This is a genomic window from Streptomyces sp. D2-8, assembly GCF_023184515.1.
Lineage (GTDB): Bacteria > Actinomycetota > Actinomycetes > Streptomycetales > Streptomycetaceae > Streptomyces.
On the sequence record NZ_JAAHBP010000018.1, the window covers coordinates 84,853 to 109,521 of the forward strand.

17 protein-coding genes and 1 pseudogene are annotated in these 24,669 nt (G+C 70.2%); 12 read left to right on the forward strand and 6 right to left on the reverse strand.

Annotated features, from left to right (window positions below; all coding sequences use genetic code 11):
- Positions 1-9 precede the first annotated feature (9 nt).
- The 9 genes from G3I77_RS27640 to G3I77_RS27680 all read left to right on the forward strand — a co-directional run bounded on the left by G3I77_RS27640 (position 10) and on the right by G3I77_RS27680 (position 13,999).
- Positions 10-1,095 (forward strand): glycine betaine/L-proline ABC transporter ATP-binding protein, encoded by a 1,086-nt coding sequence (locus G3I77_RS27640; protein ID WP_248508017.1) that lies wholly within the window; start codon positions 10-12, stop codon positions 1,093-1,095.
- Positions 1,095-3,104: a proline/glycine betaine ABC transporter permease gene (locus G3I77_RS27645; protein WP_248508018.1), complete on the forward strand. Its 2,010-nt coding sequence runs from the start codon at positions 1,095-1,097 to the stop codon at positions 3,102-3,104. Before G3I77_RS27640 ends, G3I77_RS27645 begins: the two co-directional genes overlap by 1 nt.
- 13 nt (positions 3,105-3,117) lie before the next feature.
- The gene (locus G3I77_RS27650) at positions 3,118-4,080 is read left to right on the forward strand and encodes an ABC transporter substrate-binding protein (protein ID WP_248508019.1); all 963 of its coding nucleotides are present in this window, start codon (positions 3,118-3,120) and stop codon (positions 4,078-4,080) included.
- Between the two features lie 227 nt (positions 4,081-4,307).
- Positions 4,308-6,746 (forward strand): FAD-dependent oxidoreductase, encoded by a 2,439-nt coding sequence (locus G3I77_RS27655; protein WP_248508020.1) that lies wholly within the window; start codon positions 4,308-4,310, stop codon positions 6,744-6,746.
- Between the two features lie 22 nt (positions 6,747-6,768).
- A complete protein-coding gene (locus G3I77_RS27660; RefSeq protein WP_248508021.1) occupies positions 6,769-7,632 on the forward strand; it encodes a bifunctional methylenetetrahydrofolate dehydrogenase/methenyltetrahydrofolate cyclohydrolase in 864 nt (287 codons plus the stop codon).
- Positions 7,629-8,912: a serine hydroxymethyltransferase gene (gene glyA / locus G3I77_RS27665; protein WP_248508022.1), complete on the forward strand. Its 1,284-nt coding sequence runs from the start codon at positions 7,629-7,631 to the stop codon at positions 8,910-8,912. The genes G3I77_RS27660 and glyA overlap by 4 nt, the downstream gene beginning before the upstream one ends.
- Positions 8,909-10,141 carry a sarcosine oxidase subunit beta family protein gene (locus tag G3I77_RS27670; RefSeq protein ID WP_193478683.1) on the forward strand — a complete coding sequence of 411 codons (1,233 nt, stop codon included), beginning with the start codon at positions 8,909-8,911 and terminating at the stop codon, positions 10,139-10,141. Before glyA ends, G3I77_RS27670 begins: the two co-directional genes overlap by 4 nt.
- Before the next feature lie 20 nt (positions 10,142-10,161).
- Complete coding sequence (locus G3I77_RS27675; protein ID WP_248508023.1) at positions 10,162-13,401, forward strand: sarcosine oxidase subunit alpha family protein; 3,240 nt, start codon at positions 10,162-10,164, stop codon at positions 13,399-13,401.
- Positions 13,394-13,999 (forward strand): sarcosine oxidase subunit gamma, encoded by a 606-nt coding sequence (locus G3I77_RS27680; RefSeq protein ID WP_248508024.1) that lies wholly within the window; start codon positions 13,394-13,396, stop codon positions 13,997-13,999. Before G3I77_RS27675 ends, G3I77_RS27680 begins: the two co-directional genes overlap by 8 nt.
- 107 nt (positions 14,000-14,106) lie before the next feature.
- On the opposite strand, the gene G3I77_RS27685 is transcribed toward G3I77_RS27680, so the two are convergent.
- Complete coding sequence (locus G3I77_RS27685; RefSeq protein WP_248508025.1) at positions 14,107-14,898, reverse strand: IclR family transcriptional regulator; 792 nt, start codon at positions 14,896-14,898, stop codon at positions 14,107-14,109.
- 56 nt (positions 14,899-14,954) lie between these two features.
- A complete protein-coding gene (gene purU / locus G3I77_RS27690) occupies positions 14,955-15,827 on the reverse strand; it encodes a formyltetrahydrofolate deformylase (protein ID WP_248508026.1) in 873 nt (290 codons plus the stop codon).
- Between the two features lie 191 nt (positions 15,828-16,018).
- Between purU and G3I77_RS27695 the strand changes: the two genes are divergently transcribed.
- Together G3I77_RS27695 and G3I77_RS27700 are read left to right on the forward strand one after the other, a co-directional pair.
- A complete protein-coding gene (locus G3I77_RS27695) occupies positions 16,019-17,161 on the forward strand; it encodes an aromatic ring-hydroxylating dioxygenase subunit alpha (RefSeq protein WP_248508027.1) in 1,143 nt (380 codons plus the stop codon).
- Positions 17,162-17,164: 3 nt separating this feature from the next.
- Positions 17,165-19,459, forward strand: coding sequence for an FdhF/YdeP family oxidoreductase (locus G3I77_RS27700; RefSeq protein WP_248508028.1), 2,295 nt, complete (start codon positions 17,165-17,167; stop codon positions 19,457-19,459).
- Positions 19,460-19,675: 216 nt separating this feature from the next.
- Here the strand turns inward: G3I77_RS27700 and G3I77_RS27710 are convergent.
- Positions 19,676-19,861 (reverse strand): annotated as a pseudogene (locus G3I77_RS27710) (sulfurtransferase FdhD); the annotation flags it as partial.
- Between the two features lie 25 nt (positions 19,862-19,886).
- A complete protein-coding gene (locus tag G3I77_RS27715) occupies positions 19,887-21,269 on the reverse strand; it encodes an L-serine ammonia-lyase (protein WP_248508029.1) in 1,383 nt (460 codons plus the stop codon).
- Positions 21,270-21,447: 178 nt separating this feature from the next.
- On the opposite strand from G3I77_RS27715, the gene G3I77_RS27720 reads away from it, so the two are divergent.
- Positions 21,448-22,719 carry an alpha-L-rhamnosidase C-terminal domain-containing protein gene (locus G3I77_RS27720; RefSeq protein WP_248508030.1) on the forward strand — a complete coding sequence of 424 codons (1,272 nt, stop codon included), beginning with the start codon at positions 21,448-21,450 and terminating at the stop codon, positions 22,717-22,719.
- 169 nt (positions 22,720-22,888) lie between these two features.
- On the opposite strand, the gene G3I77_RS27725 is transcribed toward G3I77_RS27720, so the two are convergent.
- Positions 22,889-23,389, reverse strand: a complete 501-nt coding sequence (locus tag G3I77_RS27725) for a GNAT family N-acetyltransferase (protein WP_248508031.1) — start codon at positions 23,387-23,389, stop codon at positions 22,889-22,891.
- Between the two features lie 88 nt (positions 23,390-23,477).
- The gene (locus G3I77_RS27730; RefSeq protein WP_248508032.1) at positions 23,478-24,419 is read right to left on the reverse strand and encodes a chlorophyllase; all 942 of its coding nucleotides are present in this window, start codon (positions 24,417-24,419) and stop codon (positions 23,478-23,480) included.
- Positions 24,420-24,669 lie beyond the last annotated feature (250 nt).

A 24,669-nucleotide genomic window follows, 5' to 3' on the forward strand; every position in this document is an offset into this window, starting at 1 on the left:
AGGTCGAACATGACCCCAGCAACAACAGAGGCGCCGCGGCGCAATCCTCCCCAGGATCCGGCACCCACCCCGGTCATATCCGTGCGCGATCTGTGGAAGGTGTTCGGGCCCAAAGCGGACCAGGTACCGGCCTCCGAGGAACTGCGCGGGCTCACCCGGCTCGAACTCCTGGACCGCACCGGGTGCACCGCCGCCGTGCGCGACGTGAGCTTCGATGTCGCGCCCGGCGAGGTCTTCGTCGTCATGGGCTTGTCCGGATCCGGAAAGTCCACCCTGGTGCGCTGCCTGACCCGGCTTATCGAACCCACCGCCGGCGAGATCGTCTTCGAGGGTGAGGACATCCGCGGCGCCGACGAAAAGCGCCTGCGTGAACTGCGCCGCAGCAAGTTCTCCATGGTCTTCCAGCACTTCGGTCTGCTGCCCCACCGCCGCGTCGTCGACAACGTGGGGTTCGGACTGGAGATCCGCGGCATGAGCCGGTCCGAGCGCACCAGACGGGCCTTGGAGGTCGTCGAACTCGTCGGGCTCTCCGGCTACGAGAACTCCTACCCCGACCAGCTCTCCGGCGGCATGCAGCAGCGCGTCGGTCTCGCCCGGGCGCTCGCCGGCGACCCGGACGTACTCCTCTTCGACGAGCCGTTCTCCGCGCTCGACCCGCTGATCCGCCGTGACATGCAGAACGAGGTCGTCCGGCTGCACCGCGAGGTCGGCAAGACGATGGTGTTCATCACGCACGACCTGTCCGAGGCGCTGCGCCTGGGCGACCGCATCCTCATCATGCGCGACGGCGGGATGGTCCAGTGCGGCACCGGCGACGAACTGGTCGGGGCCCCCGCCGACGACTACGTACGCGACTTCGTCAGGGACGTGCCCCGCGGTGACGTCCTGACCCTGCGGTGGATCATGCGCCCGGCGGAGCCCGACGACCCTCTGGACGGCCCCGAGCTCGGCCCGGACGTCGTGGTGAAGGAGGCCACACGGGCGGTGCTCGCGGCCGACAGACCGGTCAAGGTCGTCGAGAACGGCAAGCTGCTCGGCATCGTCGGTGACGAGGAGATCCTCACGATCGTCGCCGGGCAGGAAGGCGACGCGTGATGACCGTCGCCGTGCGGAAAACGCAGAAGCCGGAGAGAACCGGGACCGAGGAGTCACCCCCTCCCGCCCGGCGTGAGCGCAGGATCAGCCGGTCCATGGCCGTGGCCGCGATCCTGCTCGTCTGGCTGGTGCTCTTCGCCGTGCTGCGCGGCAAGCAGACCCTGACCCTGGCCGCGGCCGACCTGACCGATCTGCACCGCTGGTTCAACGACGTCAACGACTCGATCGGCGCGAACCGCAACTCCAACCCGCTCTTCCTCTACTTCTTCAACGAGATCCGCCTGGTCATCGACACCCTGGTGACCTTCGTGCAGGATCTGATCTCGCAGCCGACCCCGGGCCGCCCGGTTCCGCAAGTCGGCTGGCTAGGCGTCGTAGGCGTCGTCGGCTACGTCTCCTGGGCCGTGGGCAACTGGCGCGTGGCGCTGCTGGCCGTGGCCGGCTTCATCTTCCTCGGTCTGCAGGGGCTCTGGCAGGAGAGCATGGACACCCTGGCGCTGACCCTCTCGGCGGTCTGCGTGGCACTGCTGTTCGCCATTCCCCTGGGCGTGTGGGCCGGGTTGTCGGACCGGGTCAACCGGGTCGTGACGCCGTTCCTGGACTTCATGCAGACGATGCCGACCTTCGTCTATCTGGCGCCACTGACGCTGTTCTTCCTGATCGGTCCCGCCTCCGCCACGATCGCCACCACGATCTACGCGGCACCACCGGCGATCCGCATCACCGCGCACGCCATCCGCTCCGTGCCACAGGCCACGGTCGAGGCGGCGGACTCGATGGGCGCGACGCGGCGGCAGGCGCTGCTGAAGGTCCTGCTGCCGATGTCCAAGCGGACCGTGGTGATGGGCATCAACCAGACCATCATGGCCGCCCTGGCCATGGTGACCATCGCGGCCCTGATCAACGCGCCCGGCCTCGGCGCGACCGTCATCCAGGCCCTGCAGTCGCTGAGCGTCGGCACGGCCTTCAACGCGGGTCTGGCGATCGTCGTCCTGGCGATCGTGCTGGACCGCGTCACCACCGCGGCGAGCGGCCGGGCTGAGGCGGCCCGGCGTTCGGGCAGTCCCCTTCTCAAGTGGCGGCGGCACCTGCTGGCGGCCGGGGGAGTGGTGGCGCTGGTGCTGGTGTATCTGTCGCACACCTACGTGTGGGCGGCCGAGTTCCCCGGTGAGGGCCGAGTCGGCAGCGCCATCTCCAGGGCGGCGGCCGATGTGACCACCTGGGCACAGGACAACCTGTCGGGCCTGACCAACGCCTTCCGTGACGCCCTCACCAACGGCCTGCTCAATCCGTTCCAGACCCTGCTGACCGACTCCCCGTGGTGGCTCGTCGGCGCGGCCATCATCGCGATCGGCACGGTGCTCGGCGGGTGGCGCGCCGGTGCCACCACCGTCGTGTGCGTAGGCCTGCTGGTCGGCACGGGTCTCTGGTCGGACGCCATGACGACACTGGCGTCCACCGCCGTGGCGACGGTGCTGGTGATGCTGCTCGGCGTCGTCGCCGGGGTGTGGATGGGACGCAGCGCGCTGGTGGACCGGCTGGTCCGGCCCACCCTGGACGCGGCCCAGGTCATGCCGCCGTTCGTCTATCTCGTGCCGTTCCTCGCGCTGTTCGGCGCGACACGGTTCACCGCCATCGTCGCCGCCGTCGTCTACGCGGCGCCGGTCGCCATCAAGATCATCGCCGACGGGGTGCGGGCCGTGCCCGCGACCACCGTCGAGGCGGCGACGTCCACCGGGTGCAACACCTGGCAGATCATCACCAAGGTTCAACTGCCCATGTCGAAGGGCGCCCTGACCCTCGCGACCAACCAGGGCCTGATCTACGTGCTGTCCATGGTCGTCGTGGGCGGCCTGGTGGGCGCGGGTGCCCTCGGCTACGACGTCGTGGCCGGGTTCTCGCAGGGCCAGCTGTACGGCAAGGGACTCGCGGCCGGACTCGCCATCGTCCTGCTCGGAGTCATGTTCGACCGGATCACACAGGCAGCGGCTCGCCGCGCCGGTACATAAGGAGCACCACACCATGGCACGACACTGGAGAGCCGGCGCGGCCGGCCTGGCCGTTCTCGGCCTCACCCTCACGGCCTGCGGCGGCGCCAAGGTCGGCGACGACAGCGCGGGCGGTTCAAGCAGCTCGGGCAAGTGCAGCACCTTCAATCTCGCGATCAACCCGTGGGTGGGCTACGAGGCGAACGCGGCGGTCCTCGCCCACGTCGCCGAGCACGACCTCGGCTGCAAGGTCGAGAAGAAGAACCTGAAGGAGGAGATCGCCTGGCAGGGCTTCGGGACGGGCGAGGTCGACGCCGTCGTCGAGAACTGGGGCCACGACGATCTGAAGAAGAAGTACATAGACGAGCAGAAGACCGCCGTCAACGCGGGGCCGACCGGCAACAAGGGCCTCATCGGCTGGTATGTGCCGCCGTGGCTGGCGAAGGCGCACCCGGACATCACCGACTGGAAGAACCTGAACAAGTACGCGTCGAAGTTCAGGACCTCGGAGTCGGGCGACAAGGGGCAGCTCCTCGACGGCGACCCGTCGTTCGTCACCAACGACGGGGCGCTGGTGAAGAACCTCAAGCTCGACTTCAAGGTGGTGTACGCGGGCAGCGAGACCGCGCTCATCCAGGCGTTCCGCAACGCCGAGAAGAACAAGGAATGGGTGATCGGCTACTTCTACGAGCCGCAGTGGTTCCTGTCCGAGGTGCCGCTGAAGAAGGTCAGCCTTCCCGAGTACAAGGAGGGTTGCGACGCCGACACCGAGAAGGTCGCGTGCGACTACCCGGTGTACGAACTCGACAAGATCGTCAGCGCGAAGTTCGCCAAGTCGGGCAGCCCGGCCTATGACCTGGTGAAGAACTTCACCTGGACGAACGACGACCAGAACACCGTCGCCAAGTACATCGCGGTGGACAAGATGTCGCCCGAGGCGGCGGCGAAGAAGTGGGTCGAGGCCAACCGCGACAAGGTCGACGCCTGGATCAAGTAGGGCGCACGACCGCCCTGGTGAACCCCGCCGGCAAGGCCCGGCAGGCTGAATCCTCAGCCTGCCGGGCCTTGCCGTTTTCCGGTGATTCCTCCCCGCCGCCTCCGGGGGTTTTTCCGGCGTCGCGGACCCCTTGACACGCATGTCCACGGCGGGCACATTGAGTTGCGCAACCTGAACCCTGTTGCGCACACAGCAACTGGATCGCTTTCAACGTCGGAGGTGCGGCGATGGCGGGACCCCGGGTGGTCATCATCGGAGCGGGCGTCGTGGGAGCAGCGCTCGCCGATGAGATCTCCGCGCGAGGCTGGACCGAAGTGACCGTGGTCGACCAGGGCCCGCTGCCCGCCACCGGGGGATCGTCGTCGCACGCCCCGGGCCTGGTCTTCCAGACCAACCCCTCCAAGACCATGACGGAGATGGCCCGTTACACCGTTGAGAAGTTCTGCTCGCTCGACGTGGCCGGCCAGCCCTGCTTCCTCCAGGTCGGCGGCCTGGAGGTGGCGACCAGCCCGGAGCGCGTCACGGAACTGCAGCGGCGCCACGGCTGGCTCGCCTCCTGGGGCATCGAGTCCCGGCTGCTGAGCACCGAGGAGTGCGTCGAACAGCACCCGCTCGTCAACCCGGACAAGGTCCTCGCCGGCCTCCTCGTGCCCACGGACGGCCTCGCGAAGGCGGTCCTCGCCGTCGAGGCGCAGATCCGCCGGGCCACCGAGCGCGGCGTGCGCTTCCTCGACCGCCACGAAGTCCTCGACATCCAGCGGGCCGACGGCAAGGTGGCGGGCGTCGTCACCGACCAGGGCGAGATCCCCGCCGACATCGTCGTGTGCTGCGCCGGCATCTGGGGCCCGAAGATCGCCCGCATGGTCGGCATGAACCTCCCCCTCACGCCGCTCGGCCACCAGCTCGCCTGGACGGGCCCGGTACCGGCCCTGGCGGGCCAGACGCAGGAGGCGGTCCGCCCGATCCTGCGCCACCAGGACGCCGACCTCTACTACCGCGACCGCTTCGACGGGCTGGGTATCGGCTACTACGGCCACCGCCCGATGCCGATCTCAGTCGACGACATCCTCTCCGTGGACGAGGCCGACGAGATGCCGTCCGTCCTGAAGTTCACCGAGGAGGACTTCGAGGAGGCCTGGAGCGAGACCCGGTCGCTGCTCCCCGCGACCAAGGACGCCAAGGTCGAAGAGGGCATCAACGGCCTGTTCTCCTTCACCACCGACGGCCTGCCGCTGCTCGGGGAGTCCCCGGACGTCAAGGGTTTCTGGGTCGCCGAGGCTGTCTGGGTCACCCACTCCGCGGGCGTCGGACGGGCCATGGCCGAATGGCTGGTCGACGGCTACTGCTCCTCGTTCGACCTGCACGAGTGTGACGTCAACCGCTTCGAGCCGCACCAGCTCTCGCCGGAGTACGTGCTGGCCCGCGACTGCCGGAACTTCGTCGAGGTCTACGACATCCTCCACCCCCTCCAGCCGTCGGGAGACCCCCGCCCGATCCGCACCAGCCCCTTCCACGCCCGCCAGCAGGAGCTGGGCGCCTTCTTCCTGGAGGCGAACGGCTGGGAGCGCCCCCAGTGGTACGAGGCCAACGCGGGCCTGGTCGAAGGCCGTTCCATCGTCACCCCCAACGACTGGGCCGCGCGGTACTGGTCGCCCATCGTCGCCGCCGAGGCCCAGACCACCCGTGAGACCGTCGCGATGTACGACATGACGGCCCTCAAGCGGCTCGAGGTCAGCGGGCGCGGTGCCGGCGAGTTCCTGGAGCGGCTGTGCACCGGCAAGGTCGCCAAGTCCGTCGGCTCGGTGACGTACACCCTGCTCCTCGACCACGACGGCGGCATCCGCAGCGACATCACCGTCGCCCGGCTGGCCCCCGACCTCTTCCAGGTCGGCGCCAACGGCAACCTGGACCTCGACTGGTTCACCCGTCACCTCCCCGCCGACGGCACGGTCCAGGTCCGCGACATCACCCCCGGCACCTGCTGCATCGGCCTGTGGGGCCCGCGTGCCCGCGACGTCCTCCAGCCGCTCACCGACGCCGACTTCTCGGCGACCGGCCTGAAGTACTTCCGGGCCAAGCGCGCTCACATCGGCTCCGTCCCCGTCACCGCGATGCGGCTGAGCTATGTCGGTGAGCTCGGCTGGGAGCTGTACACCACCGCCGACCTCGGCGGGAAGCTGTGGGACACCCTGTGGCAGGCGGCCGAGCCGCTCGGCGGCATCGCGGCCGGCCGCGGCGCCTTCAACAGCCTCCGCCTGGAGAAGGGCTACCGCTCCTTCGGCACGGACATGACCTACGAGCACGACCCCTACGAGGCCGGAGTCGGCTTCGCCGTCAAGCTCGACAAGGACGACTTCATCGGCAAGGCGGCGCTGGAGCGCCGTAAGGCCGACGTACGGCGGAAGCTGACCTGCCTCACGATCGACGACCCGAAGGCGGTCGTCATGGGCAAGGAGCCGGTGTACGACGGCGACTGCGCGGTCGGGTACGTCACGAGTGCCGCGTACGGCTACACGATCGGCAAGGGGATCGCCTATGCGTGGCTGCCGGCGGAGCTTGCCGCTCCGGGGACGGTTGTGCATATCGGCTACTTCGACCAGTCCGTCGAGGCCGTGGTCGCCGAGGAGCCTCTGTTCGACCCGACCATGTCCCGCCTCCGTGGCTGACCGCAGGGAAGGAACACCGCCGGTGACCACCGCACAACTGCTCGACGGCAAGGCCACTGCCGGCATCGTTCGCCGCGAACTCGCCGAGCGCGTGGCCAAGTTGGCCGCCACCACGGGCCGTGTACCGGGCCTCGGCACCGTCCTGGTCGGCGACGACCCCGGCAGCCACGCCTACGTCGGCGGCAAGCACCGCGACTGCGCCCAGGTGGGCATCGCCTCCATCCGCCGGGAACTGCCCGCCGACGCCTCGCAGCAGCAGGTCGAGGAGACGATCGACGAACTCAACGCCGACCCCGCCTGCACCGGCTACATCGTCCAGCTGCCCTTGCCGCGTCACCTCGACGCGGGCGCCGTACTGGAACGCATGGACCCGGCCAAGGACGCCGACGGACTGCACCCCGTCAACCTCGGCCGGCTCGTCCTCGGCGTCGAGGCCCCGCTGCCGTGCACCCCGCGCGGCATCGTCGAACTGCTCCGCCGCCACGACGTGCCGCTCGCCGGAGCGCGGGTGTGTGTGATCGGCCGGGGCATCACCGTCGGACGGCCCATCGGGCTCCTCCTCACCCGCAGGTCCGAGAACGCCACCGTCACCCTCTGCCACACCGGCACCAAGGGCCTGGCCTGGCACGTACGCGAGGCGGACATCGTCGTCGCGGCCGCCGGCTCGCCCGGCTTGATCACCAAGGACATGCTGCGCCCCGGCGCGGCCGTCCTCGATGTCGGTATCACCCGCACCGACCAGGGGCTGGTGGGGGACATCCACCCGGACGCCTCCCAGGTCGCCGGATGGCTGGCCCCGATGCCCGGGGGCGTGGGCCCCATGACCCGGGCCATGCTGCTCGCCAATGTCGTCGAGGCCGCCGAGAGGAACGCGAACACCGTATGAACGCGCTGAACACCCCCCTGGCGGAGCTGGACCCCGAGGTCCACGCCGCGCTCCGCGCCGAACTGCACCGCCAGCAGTCCACCCTGGAGATGATCGCCTCCGAGAACTTCGCGCCCTCCGCCGTGATGGAGGCCCAGGGCTCGGTCGCGACCAACAAGTACGCCGAGGGCTACCCCGGCCGCCGCTACTACGGCGGCTGCGAACACGTCGACGTCACCGAGCGGCTGGCCATCGAGCGGATCAAGTCCCTCTTCGGCGCGGGCTTCGCCAACGTGCAGCCCCACTCGGGCGCCCAGGCCAACACCGCCGTCTTCTTCGCCCTCCTCCAGCCCGGCGACACCGTCCTCGGCCTCGACCTCGCGCACGGCGGGCACCTCACGCACGGCATGCGCATCAACTACAGCGGCAAGATGCTCAACGTCGTGCCGTACCACGTGTCGGAGGCGGACCACCTCGTCGACATGGACGAGGTCGAGCGGCTCGCCAAGGAACACCGCCCCAAGATGATCATCGCGGGCTGGTCGGCGTACCCGAGGCAGCTGGACTTCGCGGCCTTCCGCCGGATCGCCGACGACGTGGGCGCCCTGCTCATGGTCGACATGGCGCACTTCGCGGGACTGGTGGCGGCGGGCCTGCACCCCAACCCCGTACCGCACGCCCACGTCACGACCACCACGACCCACAAGACACTCGGCGGCCCGCGCGGCGGCGTCATCCTCACCAACGAGGCCGACCTCGCCAAGAAGATCAACTCGGCGGTGTTCCCCGGTATGCAGGGCGGCCCCCTGGAGCACGTCATCGCCGCGAAGGCGGTGTCGTTCAAGGTCGCCGCGTCACCGGAGTTCGCCGAACGCCAGGCCCGTACGCTCGCCGGCTCCCGCATCCTCGCCGAACGCCTCACCCGGGCGGACGCGGCGGCGGCCGGGGTGAAGGTCCTCACCGGAGGCACGGACGTCCACCTCGTCCTGGTCGACCTGCGGGACTCGGAGCTCGACGGCCGGCAGGCCGAGGACCTGCTCCACGAGGTCGGCATCACCGTCAACCGCAACGCCGTGCCCTTCGACCCGCGCCCGCCCATGGTCACCTCGGGCCTGCGCGTCGGCACCCCGGCCCTGGCCACCCGCGGCTTCACCGAGGAGGACTTCGCCGAGGTCGCGGACGTGATCGCCCTCGCCCTCCAGCCGGAGCCGGACGTGCCCGCCCTGCGCGCCCGCACGGAGGCCCTGGCCGCCAAGCACCCGCTCTACCCCCACCTGTCCGAGGACGGAGTCGCCCGATGAGCCCCCGCACCCCCGGCGCCGAGCTCCCCGAACACCCCGACTGGCTGTGGCGCAACCCCGAGCCGAAGCGCTCGTACGACGTCGTCGTCGTGGGCGGCGGCGGCCACGGTCTGGCCACCGCCCACTACCTGGCGAAGAACCACGGCATCACCAACGTCGCCGTACTGGAGAAGGGCTGGCTGGCGGGCGGCAACATGGCCCGCAACACCACGATCATCCGCTCCAACTACCTGTGGGACGAGAGCGCCGGCATCTACGAGCACGCGCTCAAGCTCTGGGAGGGACTGGCGGACGAGCTCGACTACCCGATCCTGTTCTCCCAGCGCGGCGTACTGAACCTCGCCCACAGCCTCCAGGACGTCCGCGACAGCGTGCGCCGCGTCGAGGCCAACCGCCTCAACGGCGTGGACGCCGAGTGGCTCGACGCGGACGGCGTCAAGGACGTCTGCCCGATCGTCAACATCTCCCCGGACGTGCGCTACCCGGTCCTGGGCGCGACCTACCAGCCGCGCGCGGGCATCGCCAAGCACGACCACGTGGCGTGGGGCCTCGCCCGCTCCGCCGACGCCGCCGGGATCGACATCATCCAGAACTGCGAGGTGACCGGCCTCGACGTCGTCGGCAACCGGGTGGTGGGAGTCCGGACCACCCGCGGCCCGATCGCCGCGGGCAAGGTCGCGCTCTGCTCGGCGGGCCACACCTCGGTCCTCGCGGCCATGGCGGGCGTCGAACTCCCCGTCCAGAGCCACCCCTTGCAGGCCCTGGTGTCGGAGCTGCTGGAGCCGGTGCACCCGACGGTGGTCATGTCCAACGCCGTCCACGTGTACGTCAGTCAGGCGCACAAGGGCGAGCTGGTGATGGGCGCGGGCATCGACGCGTACAACTCCTACACCCAGCGCGGCGCCTTCCACATCATCGAAGAGCAGATGTCGGCGGCCCTGGAACTCTTCCCGGTCTTCGCCCGCGCCCACGTCCTGCGCACCTGGGGCGGCATCGTCGACGTCAGCCCCGACGCCTCACCGATCATCGGCCTCAGCCCGGTCGACAACCTCTACCTCAACTGCGGCTGGGGGACCGGCGGTTTCAAGGCCACCCCGGGCGTCGGCTGGGTCTACGCCCACACCATCGCCCACGACACACCGCATCCGCTGAACGCCCCCTTCTCGCTCGACCGTTTCACCACCGGCGCGCTCGTCGACGAGCACGGCGCGGCCGCGGTGGCCCACTAGGACCATCAGGGAGCCGACCCATGCTGCTGATCCCCTGCCCGTGGTGCGGGCCCCGCGACGAGGCCGAGTTCCACTACGGCGGCCAGGCCCACGTGCCGTACCCGCAGGACCCGACCTCCCTCACCGACGAGGAGTGGGCCCGCTACCTGTTCTTCCGCGACAACCCGAGGGGCCCCTTCGCCGAGCGCTGGAGTCATGCGGCGGGCTGCCGCCGCTGGTTCAACGCGGTGCGTGACACATCGACGAACGAGATCCTGACGGTGTACCGGGCGGGGGAGGAGCGCCCTGCCACCTTCGCATCACGTTCAGTGCATGCAGCCCGTCCGGCGCTTGAGGACGAGTCCGTCCAGGCCGAAGGGGGGTCTGGGGGCGCAGCCCCCAGCGGGGTCGAAGGGGCGGAGCCCCTTCAGGACGGGAAGGGGAAGGGCGGCGGGGGCGAAACCACCCAGCCCTTCCGCCACCCCACCCGCGGCCGAATCCACCGCGACACCCCGGTCACCTTCACTTTCGACGGCACCGAATACCAGGGCCACAAGGGCGACACCCTCGCCTCCGCCCTCCTCGCCAACGGCGTCATCCAGACCGGCACCAGCATCAAGCTGGGCCGCCCACGCGGCATCTTCTCGGCCGGCGCCGAGGAACCCAACGCGGTCGTCCAGATCGAGGCCCCGTTCCCCGAGCCCATGCTCCCCGCCACCACCGTCGAGCTCTACGACGGCCTCGTGGCGAGCAGCCTCCCCGGCCAGGGCCGCCTCGCCACCGACCCGGACCCGGCCCGCTACGACGCCGTACACACCCACTGCGACCTCCTGGTGGTGGGCGCGGGCCCGGCCGGACTCGCCGCGGCGGCAGCCGCCGCCCGCTCGGGTGCCCGCGTCATCCTCGCCGACGACCAGCCGGAACCCGGCGGCAGCCTCCTCGGCACCGGCGAACACCTCGACTGGGTGAGCGAGACGACAGCCCGGCTCGACGCCGCCCCCGACGTACGCGTCCTGCGCCGCACCACCGTCTTCGGCTACTACGACGACAACCACCTGCTCGCCGTGGAGCGCCGTACCAACCACCTGGGCGCCGAGGCCCCCGAGCACGTCTCCCGCGAGCGCGTCTGGCGCATCCGCGCCCGCCGGGTCGTCCTCGCCACCGGCGCGCACGAACGTTCGCTGGCCTTCGCGGACAACGACCGCCCCGGCGTGATGCTGGCCGCCTCGGCCCGCACCTACGTCAACAAGTACGGGACCCTGCCCGGCCGCCACGCGGTCGTCTTCACCACCAACGACAGCGCCTACGCGGCGGCCCTGGACCTCGCCGCGGCGGGCGTGGCCATCGGGGCCGTCGTCGACACCCGCACCGAGCCGGGGGAGTGGGCGACCCGCGCCCGCCAGGCCGGCATCGAGGTGCTGACGGGCCATGCGGTCACCGCCACGGACGGCGCCCCCCGGCTCACCTCCGTGACCGTCGCCCCGTACGGAGAGTCCGTGGGGCAGCGGGAGTTCGCCGCCGACCTGCTCCTGGTCTCCGGCGGCTGGAACCCGGTGGCGCACCTGTTCAGCCAGGCGGGAGGCAAGCTCCGCTACGACGAGGGGCTCGGTACCTTCGTCCCCGACGCCTCCCGGCAGGCCGTCGAGGTCGCGGGCGCCGCGAGCGGTGTCCTCGACCTGGTCCGGGTCCTCGCGCAAGGAGCGGCGGCCGGAGCCCGCGCGATCGAGGCCGAGGGCTACACCTCAGAGGAGGTCGAGCTGCCCCAGGCGGCCACGCCGCCGCAGACGCCGCCCATGCGGGTCTTCACCGTCCCGGGCCGGGAAGGCGCCCCGCGCTTCGTCGACCTGCAACGCGACGTCACCGTCGACGACCTGGCCCGGGCGGCCGGTGCCGGCATGCGCTCCGTCGAGCACACCAAGCGCTACACCACGGCCGGCACGGCGAACGACCAGGGAAAGACCTCCGGCGTCCTGGCCAGTGGCGTCGTCGCGGAACTGCTCGGCGTGGACATCTCCGCGCTCGGCACGACCACGTTCCGCCCGCCGTACACCCCCGTCTCCTTCGCCGCCCTCGCCGGCCGCGACCGCGGTGCCCTGCTCGACCCGATCCGCACCACCGCCCTGCACAAGTGGCATGTCGCGCACGGCGCCCTGTTCGAGAACGTCGGCCAGTGGAAGCGGCCCTGGTACTACCCGCAGGACGGCGAGGACATGGAGACGGCCGTGCTGCGCGAGTGCGCGGCCGCCCGCGAGGGTGTCGCCTTCATGGACGCCTCCACCCTCGGCAAGATCGATGTCCAGGGCCCGGACGCCGGCGTGTTCCTCGACCTGCTGTACACCAACATGATGAGCACCCTGAAGGTCGGCATGATCCGCTACGGCGTGATGTGCCGCCCGGACGGCATGGTCTTCGACGACGGCACGGTGATCCGCCTCGGCCAGGACCGCTACCTGGTCACCACCACGACGGGCAACGCCGCCGCCGTGCTGGACTGGATGGAGGAGTGGCTCCAGACGGAGTGGCCCGAACTGCGCGTCCACTGCACGTCGGTGACCGAGCAGTGGGCCACCGTCGCCCTGGTCGGCCCGCGCTCCCGCGAGGTCCTCGGCTCGCTCGCGCCCCGACTCGCCGTCGGGAACGAGGACTTCCCGTTCATGGCGTGGCGTGAGACGACCGTCGCCGGCATCGACGCGCGGGTGTGCCGGATCAGCTTCTCCGGCGAACTCGCCTACGAGATCAACGTGTCACCGTGGGAGGCCCTCGCCCTGTGGGAGGCGCTCTACGAGGCCGGCGCCCCGTACGGCATCACCCCTTACGGCACGGAGACCATGCACGTCCTGCGCGCGGAGAAGGGCTATCCGATCGTCGGTCAGGACACCGACGGCACCGTGACGCCGCAGGATCTCGGCATGAGCTGGGTGGTGTCGAAGAAGAAGCGGGACTTCATCGGCAAGCGGTCCCACGCCCGTGCCGACACCGCCCGCCCCGACCGCAAGCACCTGGTCGGGCTGCTTCCGGACGACCCGGGCACGTTCCTCCCCGAAGGCACGCACCTGGTCGCCGGCAGTGTGCTGCCGGCGCCGCCGGTCCCGATGCTCGGCCACGTCACGTCCAGCTATCGCAGCGCGGCCCTCGGCCGGACCTTCGCCCTCGCGCTGGTCAAGGGCGGCCGGGACCGCATCGGTGAGCGACTCTATGCCCCCGTGGGCGACCGGCTGGTCCCGGTGACCGTCGCGAGCCCCGTCCTCTACGACCCCGAGGGAGCCCGCCGTGATGGCTGACACCGCCGTTACCGCCCCGCCCCGCAGCCCGCTGTCGCCTGCCGCCGGCCGGCTGGCCGCCGCGACCCGCACCTCCGGGGGCGCGGTCCGGCTGGCGGAACTGCCCTTCCTGACCCAGGTCAATGTGCGTCTCGACCCCAAGGGGGCGGCGGCGGACGCCGTGGGGCTGGCGCTGGGACTCCCCCTTCCCGTCGAACCCGGCACCGTCGTCCGCGCCGGGGAGCTGACCGTGCTGTGGCTCGGCCCCGACGAGTGGCTCGTGGTGGGCCCGCCGGGCGGCCAACAGGGCCTGGAGAGCCGGATCCGTGAGGCCGCGGGCGACGAGCCCGTGTCCGTCATCGACGTCTCGGCTCAGCGCACCACGCTCCTCGTCGCAGGTCCCCGGGCCCGCGACGTGCTGGCCCACGGCTGCTCGCTGGACCTTCACCCGCGGGTCTTCGGCCCGGGGCGCTGCGCCCAGACGAACCTGGGCCGCACCCAGGTCGTCCTGGTCGCCCGTGACGACCCCGGGGCCGGGTTCTGGGTGCTGGTCCGTTCGTCCTTCGCCGGCTATCTGACGGACTGGCTGCTGGACGCGGCTGTGGAGTGGACGGGCTGACGCGGACAGCACAGAAGCGGCGGCGGTGATCCTGTGTCCGGATCGCCGACCGCCGCTTGTCGTGAGGGTCCTGTCCTGGCCGGCGGCCGAGGCGCGCTTCCCGGGCCTCAGCCCGCGTAGCCGAGACGGCGGCTGAGCTCGTCCGCTCCCGCGACCAGCAGCGGCGCGAGTTCGCGCAACCGCTCGTCGGTCATCCGGAACGCCGGCCCCGACGCGCTGAGGGCGGCGATGACCTCGCCGTCTTCCGAACGTACGGGAGCGGACAGGGCGTTGAGGCCCTCCTCGTACTCCTCCACCGTGATGGCATAGCCCTGCTCACGGGCTTCGGACAGGTCCGCCTCCAGCTTCTTCCTGGAGGTCACCGTGCGCGGTGTCAGACGGGGGAGGCCGGCCTCGGCGAGGAGCGCGTCGCGGTCCTCGCGGGCGAGGTGGGCCAGGAGGATCTTGCCGCTCGACGTGCAGTGCAGCGGCGTCAGCCGTCCCACCCAGTTCTGCGCGGCGATGGCCGACGAGCCGCGCACCTGGTAGAGGTTGATCGCGTGGGGGGACTCGAGAACGGCGATGTTCAGCGTCTCGCCCACATCGTCGACGAGACGCTCGCAGATCCCGCGCCCGTGTCTGGTGACGGCGATGCGGCCCGTCACGGCGCCGGCCAGGCGCACGACGCCGAAGCCGAGACGGTACTTTCCGCGTTCGCTCTCCTGCTCGACCATCCCATGCGCTTCCAGCGCGCCGAGCAGACGGAAAGCGGTGGACTTGTGGACGTCGATCGCCGCGGCCACCTCACTCACGCCCGCCTCGCCGTGCTGGGCGAGGATCTCCAGCACGGCGACAGCACGGTCAACGGATTGCACTCCGCCACTGGGAGCGCCTGCGGACTCGGCGCCGAAGTTGCTCATGGCGAAACCCTAGGCGAAATAGTCAACAGGCGTGAGGGGGTGGAGGTCATTTTTCCTCAGCGGAAGACGACCGTACGGTTGCCGTTGACCATGATGCGGCTCTGGCTGTGCCATTCCACCGCCCGCGCCAGGACCTGCGCCTCGACGTCGCGCCCCAGGGCGACCATGCTGTCGGGCCCCAGTGAGTGGTTCACGCGGATGACGTCCTGCTCGATGATGGGTCCCTCGTCGAGGTCCGGGGTGACGTAGTGGGCCGTCGCTCCGACGAGCTTGACGCCGCGGTCGTACGCCTGGACGTAGGGGCGGGCGCCCTTGAAGCTCGGCAGGAACGAGTGGTGGATGTTGATCGCCCGGCCCTCGAGCTGCTTGCACAGGTCGTTCGACAGGATCTGCATGTAGCGGGCGAGGACCACCAGGTCGATGTCCAGCTCGTCGACGAGCTCCAGAAGTCGTGCCTCCGCCTCGGGCTTCGTCTCCCGGGTGACGGGCACGTGGTGGAAGGGAATCCCGTAGCTCTCGGCGAGCGGCTCGAAGTCCCGGTGGTTGGAGACGATCGCCGGCACCTCGATGTTCAGCGCGCCGGTGCGCCAGCGGAAGAGCAGGTCGTTCAGGCAGTGCCCGAACTTCGACACCATGATCAGCGTGCGCGTCGGCGTCGACGCCTCGTACAGCTGCCAGGAGATCCGGTACGCCTCCGCCACCTGGGCGAAGCCGGACTTCAGGTCCTCCAGCGACGTGTCCGGGTCTGAGACGTCGAAGTGCACCCGCATGAAGAAGCGGTCCAGCAGCCGGTCGTCGAACTGCTGGCTCTCCTGGATGTTCCCGGAGTGCCGGACCAGGAAGCCGGTGACGGCGTGGACGAGGCCCGAGCGGTCGGGGCACGACAGGGTGAGGACGAACTCGCGGCCGGTTGTGGGTCCAAGAGACACGGAGCCCTCCCAGAGAGGTGCGTATTACGCAACAGCCTGACTGATACGCAACATGGTCCAGGCTGCGACGGTCTGTGGTCAAGGGCTTGACAGCGCTTCGGCCGGACTGCACCGTGAGTTGCGTAGCAAGAAGCTCGTTGCACATGAGGCAACCACTCGCCCGACCGAGGCGCTTCACTCCGAGGTGAACCATGACTACGACCGGCCTGCCGGAGAGCCTGATCGCGACCCTCCCCGGTGACCACTACACGGACCCGGAGATCTTCCGCCTGGAGCAGGAACACATCTTTGAATCCATGTGGTTCTGCGCGGCGCGCTCGTCGGAACTGTCGAAGCCGGGCGCCTTCCGGACCGTGGACGTCGGGCGGGAGAGCGTCCTGCTGACCCGGTCGCGGGACGGCTCCGTGCGGGCCTTCTTCAACGTGTGCCGGCACCGGGGCGCGAAGCTGTGCACACAGGAGTCCGGTGAGGTGAAGCGGGCCTTCCAGTGCCCGTACCACGCCTGGACCTACGACCTGAACGGCAAACTCGTCGCGGCCCCGAACCTGACGAAGATGCCGGACGTCGGACGCACGGAGTACGGCCTGGCGAGCGTGGCGGTACGCGAGTGGCTGGGCTATGTGTGGGTGTGCCTGGCCGAGAATCCGCCCTCGTTCGAACAGTCGGTGATCGCGGAGGTGGTCGCGCGCCTGGGCGACGCGGAGTCCATCGAGCGATACGACGTCGAGAGCCTGGAGGTCGGCCGGCGGATCGTCTACGACGTCAAGGCCAACTGGAAGCTCATCATCGAGAACTTCATGGAGTGCTACCACTGCGCGACCATCCACCCCGAGCTGACCGAGGTACTGCCGGAGTTCGCCGACGGGTTCGCGGCGCAGTACTACGTGGGACACGGCGCCGAGTTCGGCTCGGACGTCCAGGGCTTCACCGTGGACGGTTCGGAGGGCCTGGACCGTATCCCCACGGTCTCCGAGGAGCAGGACCGCCGGTACTACGCGATCACGGTGCGCCCGCAGGTGTTCATCAACCTGGTCCCCGACCACGTGATCCTCCACCGGATGTTCCCGGTGGCGGTCGACCGCACGATCGTGGAGTGCGACTGGTTGTACCTGAAGGGCGTGGTGGCAAGCGGCCGGGACGTGAGCCGGTCGGTCGAGCTGTTCGACCGCGTCAACCGGCAGGACTTCGACGCCTGTGAGCGCTGCCAGCCCGCGATGAGCTCCCGGCTGTACGCCAAGGGCGGCGTCCTGGTGCCCAGCGAGCACCACATCGGCGAGTTCCACGACTGGGTCCAGGACCGCCTCGGCACCCGCTCGAACCTCGCGGAGCGCTAGGCGATGACCCGCGAAGCGCCTGCCGAGGACCCCGGTGACTCCCGTCTGCGGGTGGGCCCGCCGAAGGACCACGCCGCGGGCCTTCCCGCGGTCACGTCCTCGCTGCGCCACGCCCACGCGCAGATGGGCGTCCGCCGCAGCCTGCTGACGCTGCTGAGCGTCAACCAGAAGACGGGATTCGACTGCCCGGGCTGCGCCTGGCCCGAGCCCGGGCACCGGCACCGTGCCGAGTTCTGCGAGAACGGCGCCAAAGCGGTGGCCGAGGAGGCTACCCTGCGCCGGGTCGGCCCCGGCTTCTTCGCCGCGCACACCCTGGCGGAGCTGGCCGGACGCAGCGACTACTGGCTCGGTCAGCAGGGCCGCCTCACCCACCCCATGTACCGCCCCGCGGACGGCGACCGGTACCGGCCGATCTCCTGGGACGAGGCGTTCGCCGTCATCGCCCGGGAGCTGGGTGCTCTCGACTCACCCGACCAGGCCGCCTTCTACACCTCCGGCCGGGCGAGCAACGAGGCGGCCTTCCTCTACCAGCTGTTCGTCCGGCTCCTCGGCACCAACAACCTGCCGGACTGCTCCAACATGTGCCACGAGTCGAGCGGCTCCGCCCTGACCGAGACCATCGGCATCGGCAAGGGCAGCGTCCGGCTGGAGGACCTGTACGAGGCCGACCTGATCCTCGTCGTCGGGCAGAACCCGGGCACCAACCACCCCCGGATGCTCTCGGCACTCGAGACCGCCAAGGATCGGGGGGCCCGGGTCATCTCGGTCAACCCCCTCCCCGAAGCGGGCCTGTTGCGCTTCAAGAACCCCCAGCGGCCCTCCGGAGTGCTGGGCGCAGGAACTCAACTCTCCGACCTCTTCCTGCAGATCAGGCTCGGCGGCGACCAGGCCCTCTTCCAGGCCTTCAACCGCATGCTCCTGGAGGCGGAGGACGACACTCCCGGCACGGTCCTCGACCATGACTTCATCACCGCGCACACCCATGGCTTCGAGGAGTTCGCCGACCAGGCCCGCAAGACATCCTGGGACGACGTCCTGGAGGCGACCGGGCTGTCGCAGCGGGAGATCAGGGAGGCGTTCCAGGAGGTGCTGTCCGCCCGGAAGATCGTCGTGTGCTGGGCCATGGGCCTCACCCAGCACCGCCACTCCGTGCCGACCATCCGCGAGGTCGTCAACTTCCTGCTGCTGCGCGGCAACCTCGGACGCCCCGGCGCCGGGCTCTGCCCCGTGCGCGGGCACTCCAACGTCCAGGGCGACCGGACCATGGGCATCCACGAGAAGCCGGACGCCGCCTTCCTCGACGCGCTCGGCACGGAGTTCGGCTTCGTGCCGCCGCGCCATCACGGCCACGACGCGGTGGAGACCATCCGGGCCATGCGGGACGGCCAGGTACGGGTCTTCGTCGCGCTCGGCGGCAACTTCGTCTCCGCCGCCCCGGACACCGACGTCACCGAGCGAGCTCTGCGCACCTGTGAGCTCACGGTGCAGATCTCCACCAAGCTCAACCGGTCCCACGCGGTGACCGGCCGACAGGCGCTCATCCTGCCCTGCCTGGGCCGCACCGAAGCCGATCTGCGGCCCGGCGGGGAGCAACGGGTGACGGTGGAGGACTCCATGGGCCTGGTGCACTTCTCGCGTGGCCGGCTGGCGCCCGCCTCGGACGTCTTGCTGAGTGAGGTCGCGATCATCTGCCGGATGGCGAACGAGGCCCTCGGCAGCGGCGGCCCGCAGGTGCCCTGGGCCGACTTCGAGGCGGACTACGACCGCATCCGGGACAGGATCGCCCGGGTGATCCCCGGCTTCGAGGACTTCAACGGCCGGGTGCGCCGGCCGGGCGGCTTCGCCCTGCCCCACCCGCCACGCGACGAGAGGCGCTTCCCCACCAGGACAGGACTGGCCAACTTCACCGTCAACCCTCTGGATGTGCTGCGCGTCCCGCAGGGTCGGCTACTCCTCCAGACCCTCCGTTCGCACGACCAGTACAACACCACCATCTACGGCCTGGACGACCGCTACCGGGGCATCCACCAGGGCCGCAGAGTGCTCTTCGTCCACCCGGACGACCTCGCCGCGCACGGCCTGACCGAGGGCGATCCGGTCGACGTCGTCAGCGAGTTCTCCGACGGGGTCGAGCGCCGGGCACCGGCCTTCCGAACCGTCGCCTATCCCACCCCGCGCGGCTGCTGCGCCGCCTACTTCCCCGAGACCAACGTCCTCGTACCGCTGGACTCCACCGCGGAGGTCAGCAACACGCCGACGTCCAAGTCCATCGTGGTCCGGCTGGAACCGGCGCGCTGACGGCACAGCCGTCAGCCGCGCGCCCACGCGGCCTCGCGCATCGCCGCCGCGTACACGTCCGCCGTGGCCGCGGCGGACGTGTCCCAGCCGGACGACGCGGCGTGCCGGGTGGCGGCGGCGCCCATCCGGGTCCAGAGCGCCGGGTCGTCGACGAAGCGGCGCCTGGGCCCGCGCGTAGTCCGCCGGCCTGTGCCCCGGCACGAGGACGCCGCTCACCGCTCTCGCGCCCGCGCAGCACACGATGTTCGTCAGCTCCTCCACCCGGCCGAGGATCGCGAGGGGCTTTCCGTTCAGCCGGATCTCCAGCGGCTCCTCCGCCACCAGGGTGTCCGGCCGGCTGCCCACCGCCCCGTCCCGGATGCGCAGGACGCGTCGTCGTTCGGTGACCCGTCCCCCGCACACTCCCCAGAACCCGGCTGCCGCGTCGTCAGCACTCGATGACGTTGACCGCGAGCCCGCCGCGGGCCGTCTCCTTGTACTTGACCTTCATGTCGGCGCCCGTCTCCTTCATGGTCTTGATGACCTTGTCCAGTGAGACGTGGTGGCGGCCGTCGCCCCGCAGGGCCATCCGGGCCGCGGTGACGGCCTTGACCGCAGCCATGCCGTTGCGCTCGATGCACGGGATCTGCACCAGGCCGCCGACCGGGTCGCAGGTCAGGCCCAGATTGTGTTCCATACCGATCTCGGCGGCGTTCTCCACTTGTTCGGGCGAGCCGCCGAACACCTCCGCGAGTCCGCCCGCGGCCATGGAACAGGCGGCGCCGACCTCGCCCTGGCAGCCGACCTCGGCGCCCGAGATCGAGGCGTTCTCCTTGAACAGCAGGCCGATGGCACCGGCCGCCAGCAGGAACCGGACCACGGCGTCGTCGTCGGCTCCGTGCACGAAGTTGACGTAGTAGTGCAGGACCGCCGGGATGATGCCGGCCGCGCCGTTCGTCGGGGCGGTGACCACCCGGCCGCCGGCCGCGTTCTCCTCGTTGACCGCCATGGCGTAGAGGGTCACCCACTCCAACGCCCGTCCCGCCGGGTCGCCCTCGGCCCGCAGCGCCTTGGCCACGGCGGTGGCCCGGCGGCGGACCCTGAGCCCGCCCGGCAGGATCCCCTCACAGGACAGGCCGCGTGCCACGCACTCCCGCATCACCCGCCAGATCTCCAGCAGCCCCGCGCGGATCTCCTCCTCGGTCCGCCAGGCCAGCTCGTTCTCCAGCATCAGCGCCGAGATCGACAGACCCGTCTCCCGGGTCAGGCGCAGCAGCTCGTCGCCGCTGCCGAACGGGTACTTCACCACCGTGTCGTCGACCTTGACCCGGTCCGCGCCGGCGGCCTCCTCGTCGACGACGAACCCGCCGCCGACCGAGTAGTAGGTGGCCTCCAGCAAGGGCAGCCCCTCGCCGTCGTACGCGAACAGCCTCATGCCGTTCGCGTGGTACGGCAGGGAACGGCGGCGGTGCAGGACCAACTGCCTGTCCGTGTCGAAGGGGATCTCGTGGGTGTCGCCGAGCTCGCAGCCCAGCAGACGCAGTCGGCCCGTCGACCTGATCCGCTCCACGTCCCGTTCGGCCACGCCGACGTCCACCGTGTGCGGCTCGTGGCCCTCCAGACCGAGCAGGACGGCCTTGGGGGTGCCGTGACCGTGCCCGGTGGCCCCCAGGGAGCCGAAGAGCTCGGCCCGTACCGACGCCGTCCGCGCGAGCAGATTCTCGTTCTCCAGCCTGCCGGTGAACATGCGGGCGGCCCGCATGGGACCGACCGTGTGCGAACTGGACGGGCCTATGCCGACGGAGAAGAGGTCGAAGACGGAGATGGCCACGAGCGGGCTCCCTTGTCTGCACGTGGGTGTGGCGGGAGGTGCGAGCGAAACCTCTCGACCGCGGACGCCAGGTTTCTGATTAAGCAACCAGCATCTCTATGCGCAACAGCCTTTCTCCTGTGTTCCAGGTTGTCAAGACGCCCGCCGCGCGAGCTGGTGCTTGCCGCCTCTTGACGTGTTGCGCGTCACATCAGGCCGCGACGAACGCCTGGGCTGGACGGGGGACATCAGCCTGTTCGCGCCGACGGCCAACTACCTGGTCGACACTCGTGCGTTCCTGTCCCACTGGATGGCCGACGTCCGCAACTCCGAGTACGCCAGCGGCGACCTGCCGGCGGTCGTACCGAGTCCGAAGGGCGAGTTCGGCGACAGCGGTGTCGGCTGGTCCGACGTGATGATCACCGTGCCGTACTCCGTGTGGCGCTCCTATGACGACACCCGCATCCTGCGGGAGAACTACCCCGCCATGCAGAAGTTCTTCCAGTTCGTGCGCGACAGTGCCGGACCGGACCTGCTCGAGCCGGGCCGCACCACCTTCTTCACCAACGACTGGCTGCACCTGGACGATCCGACCGAGCAGGGCATCCTCGGCACCGCCTACTACGCCGGGAACGCCCGCATGATGGCCGAGGTGGCCGAGGCCCTGGGAGACGAAACGGCGGCATCCGACTACAGCAAGCTCTCCGCCGACGTCCGCGACGCCTTCACCAGGGCCTACGTCGCAGCCGACGGCACGGTCAAGCGCAACTCGCAGACCGGATACGCGCTCGCCCTCGGCATGGACCTGATCTCGGATCAGGCATTGGTCGAGAAGGTCGGCGAGAAGTTCGTGGCCAAGCTCGCCCTCACCGACTACCACCTGCGGACCGGCTTCATCGGCACACCGCTGCTGCTGCCCGCGCTGAGCAGGATCGGCCGGGACGACCTGGCCTACAAGATGCTGCTGCACAAGGACTACCCGTCCTGGGGCTACGAGGTCGCAGGCGGTGCCACCACCATGTGGGAACGCTGGAACTCGATCATGCCCGACGGCAGCTTCGGCCCGGTCGACATGAACTCCTTCAACCACTACGCCTACGGGGCCGTGGGGGACTGGATGTTCCAGAACATCGGCGGCATCTCGGCGCTCAAGCCCGGCTACCAGCGCTCCCGCATCGCGCCGGTCCCCGGAGGGAACCTGACGGAGGGCTCCGGAAGCCTCAAGACCGTCTACGGCCTTCTGTCGTCGAAGTGGAGCACCGGCAATGGTCCTGTCGGCCTGAAGGCGACGGTGCCGGTCAACACCGTCGCGGAGGTCCATGTGCCGGCGCACGGCCGTACGGCGGTCTCCGAGAGCGGCCGGCCGGCCGACGCCGCCAAGGGTGTCCGGTTCCTCAGGATGGAAGACGGGGCTGCCGTGTTCGAGGTCGGCTCGGGCTCCTACGACTTCCGCGTCGACACCGACCGCTGACCTGCCGTATGGAAAAGGGGCTGTGGCTGACGGCCCGGGTCGCCCCGGGCCAGGCACCTCCGAGCCCGGCCCGGGCTACCTCCGGTGACGAGGAAGGCGTCACCGTGAGGAACCCGTCGTCAGGGGCCGGGCCGGGCGGTATCACGGCCTCGACGAGTGCCCGTGGCACTCACACAGCGCGTTCCATGCACACCAGTTGATCCCGCGCGTCCCATGACTCGGTGACGGTGAAGCCGAGCCGCTCGTACAGGTCAATGGCCCCGGTTCGCCATCTCCAGACCGACAGTCGCACGGTGCCCACGCCGTTCTCCGCGGCATGTGCCAGCGCGGCACCGAGCAGGCCGGACGCGACTCCCCGGCCCCGGAATGCCGGGTCCGTCCAGAGTCGCTTGACCTCCGACCGCCCTTCCGCAGGGGCGGTCATCACCACACAGCCCACAGCGGCGTCCTCGCTCACGGCGACCAGCACGACATCGTGGGCAAACGCGGTTCTCGGGTCGGAGATCTCCGCCCGGTAGCGGCCCGGCACCGCGTCCACATCGGCAACGGCCGCGCCTTTCTCGGCCTCCGTCCGCAGGTGGTAGGCCGCCAGCAACGCGGCCAGGCCGTCCTCGCCGGAAGCGGCCCGGCCCGGCCAGCGGACGATGGCGAGGTCACCTCGATCAGTCATGGCGCCCAGCATCACACGACAGAAGCCGCAGGCGGTTCCCGCCGGATGAGGTCGCCCGCCCCGAGCGGGGGGACCCGGTGAGGCCGGCCTACTTGCTCTGCACCTTCCCCAGCGGGTCGGGGTCTTCCTCCAGCGCGGTGGCCGCCGCCTTCCAGCCGGTGTCCCCGGGGTAGAGGGCGCTGCGCAGGTAGGCCGTGGTGAGCTGCTGGATCAGGGCGACGCGTGCGGGACTCTCGTCGGTCGTCTCGGCGACCTCGTATCCGGGGATCCCGCCGAGCGAGTGCTCCGCCCCGAACAGCGTGAGCAGGCTCTTGTTCCCCGGGCTGTAGGTGTAGGGGTCGATGAACCAGTCGGGTCCGCGAGTGGACAGGTGGGACTGGTCGTTGTCCCCGGCGACGATGAGGGCCGGTGTGGTCATGGAGTCGAAGGACGGCTTCAGGAAGGGGAGGTGCTCGGCGGCGAACGGGGTCAGGTCGTCGCCGAGTCCGGTCAGGGCGAGCAGCACACCCGCCTTGATGCGGGGGTCGGACATGTCCTCGCCCGGCACACCGTCGGAGTCGAGGACACGCGCGCCCAGCAGCGTGCTCACCGTCTGGGCTCCCCAGGAGTGGCCGGCCGCGGCGACGCGATCGCGGTCGAGGCGCCCGGCGAGGCCCGGCACGGAGGCTTCCAGGGTGTCGAGTCCATCGAGCACGCGCTTCACGTCCTCGATGCGGAAGCGCCAGATCCGCGGGGTGCGGGTGTCCTCGGCGGGAAGGCCGAGTGTCCTGGAGTCGAGGTGGGTGGGCTGGACGACCACGAAGCCGTGGGCGGCCCAGAAGTCCGCCAGCGGGGCGTAGCCGTTCATCGACCAGCCGAAGCCGTGCGAGAAGACGAGGACGGGCAGATCACCGCCGGTGGCGGGGGCCGACACCCGGACCTGAAGGTCCTCGCCGCGGCCCGGGGCGGGCAGAACGACTGGCTTGGCGGATATCACCACGGTGGGCGTACCTGCGGTCCTCTGTGCGGTCGTCGTATTCGAGTCGGACATGGAAGTGCCTTCCGTTCGGTTCTACGCGGTCTTGGTGCGGCTGGGCGGGCGGTCGGCGGCCCGGCCGGGTCAGGCGCAGGGGGGTGTCTCCAGGCGCGGTCCGGCAACGTCGGGTGACGACTGAGGCTTGCTCTTCCGTCCAGCTGAGGTGTGGTCGCGGCAACGGCCTGGCCGACCGTCCCCCGGTCTGCCATCATGAGCTAAACGGAGCCTCGTTCCGCTTACGATACGGAACGTTGTTCCGTTTTGC

Bases quoted from the DNA above. Each gene is read 5' to 3' on its own strand.
- G3I77_RS27640 (WP_248508017.1), top strand. From the start codon at position 10: ATGACCCCAGCAACAACAGAGGCGCCGCGGCGCAATCCTCCCCAGGAT.
- G3I77_RS27645 (WP_248508018.1), top strand. From the start codon at position 1,095: ATGACCGTCGCCGTGCGGAAAACGCAGAAGCCGGAGAGAACCGGGACC.
- G3I77_RS27650 (WP_248508019.1), top strand. From the start codon at position 3,118: ATGGCACGACACTGGAGAGCCGGCGCGGCCGGCCTGGCCGTTCTCGGC.
- G3I77_RS27655 (WP_248508020.1), top strand. From the start codon at position 4,308: ATGGCGGGACCCCGGGTGGTCATCATCGGAGCGGGCGTCGTGGGAGCA.
- glyA (WP_248508022.1), top strand. From the start codon at position 7,629: ATGAACGCGCTGAACACCCCCCTGGCGGAGCTGGACCCCGAGGTCCAC.
- G3I77_RS27670 (WP_193478683.1), top strand. From the start codon at position 8,909: ATGAGCCCCCGCACCCCCGGCGCCGAGCTCCCCGAACACCCCGACTGG.
- G3I77_RS27675 (WP_248508023.1), top strand. From the start codon at position 10,162: ATGCTGCTGATCCCCTGCCCGTGGTGCGGGCCCCGCGACGAGGCCGAG.
- G3I77_RS27680 (WP_248508024.1), top strand. From the start codon at position 13,394: ATGGCTGACACCGCCGTTACCGCCCCGCCCCGCAGCCCGCTGTCGCCT.
- G3I77_RS27685 (WP_248508025.1), bottom strand. From the start codon at position 14,898: ATGAGCAACTTCGGCGCCGAGTCCGCAGGCGCTCCCAGTGGCGGAGTG.
- G3I77_RS27695 (WP_248508027.1), top strand. From the start codon at position 16,019: ATGACTACGACCGGCCTGCCGGAGAGCCTGATCGCGACCCTCCCCGGT.
- G3I77_RS27700 (WP_248508028.1), top strand. From the start codon at position 17,165: ATGACCCGCGAAGCGCCTGCCGAGGACCCCGGTGACTCCCGTCTGCGG.
- G3I77_RS27725 (WP_248508031.1), bottom strand. From the start codon at position 23,389: ATGACTGATCGAGGTGACCTCGCCATCGTCCGCTGGCCGGGCCGGGCC.
- G3I77_RS27730 (WP_248508032.1), bottom strand. From the start codon at position 24,419: ATGTCCGACTCGAATACGACGACCGCACAGAGGACCGCAGGTACGCCC.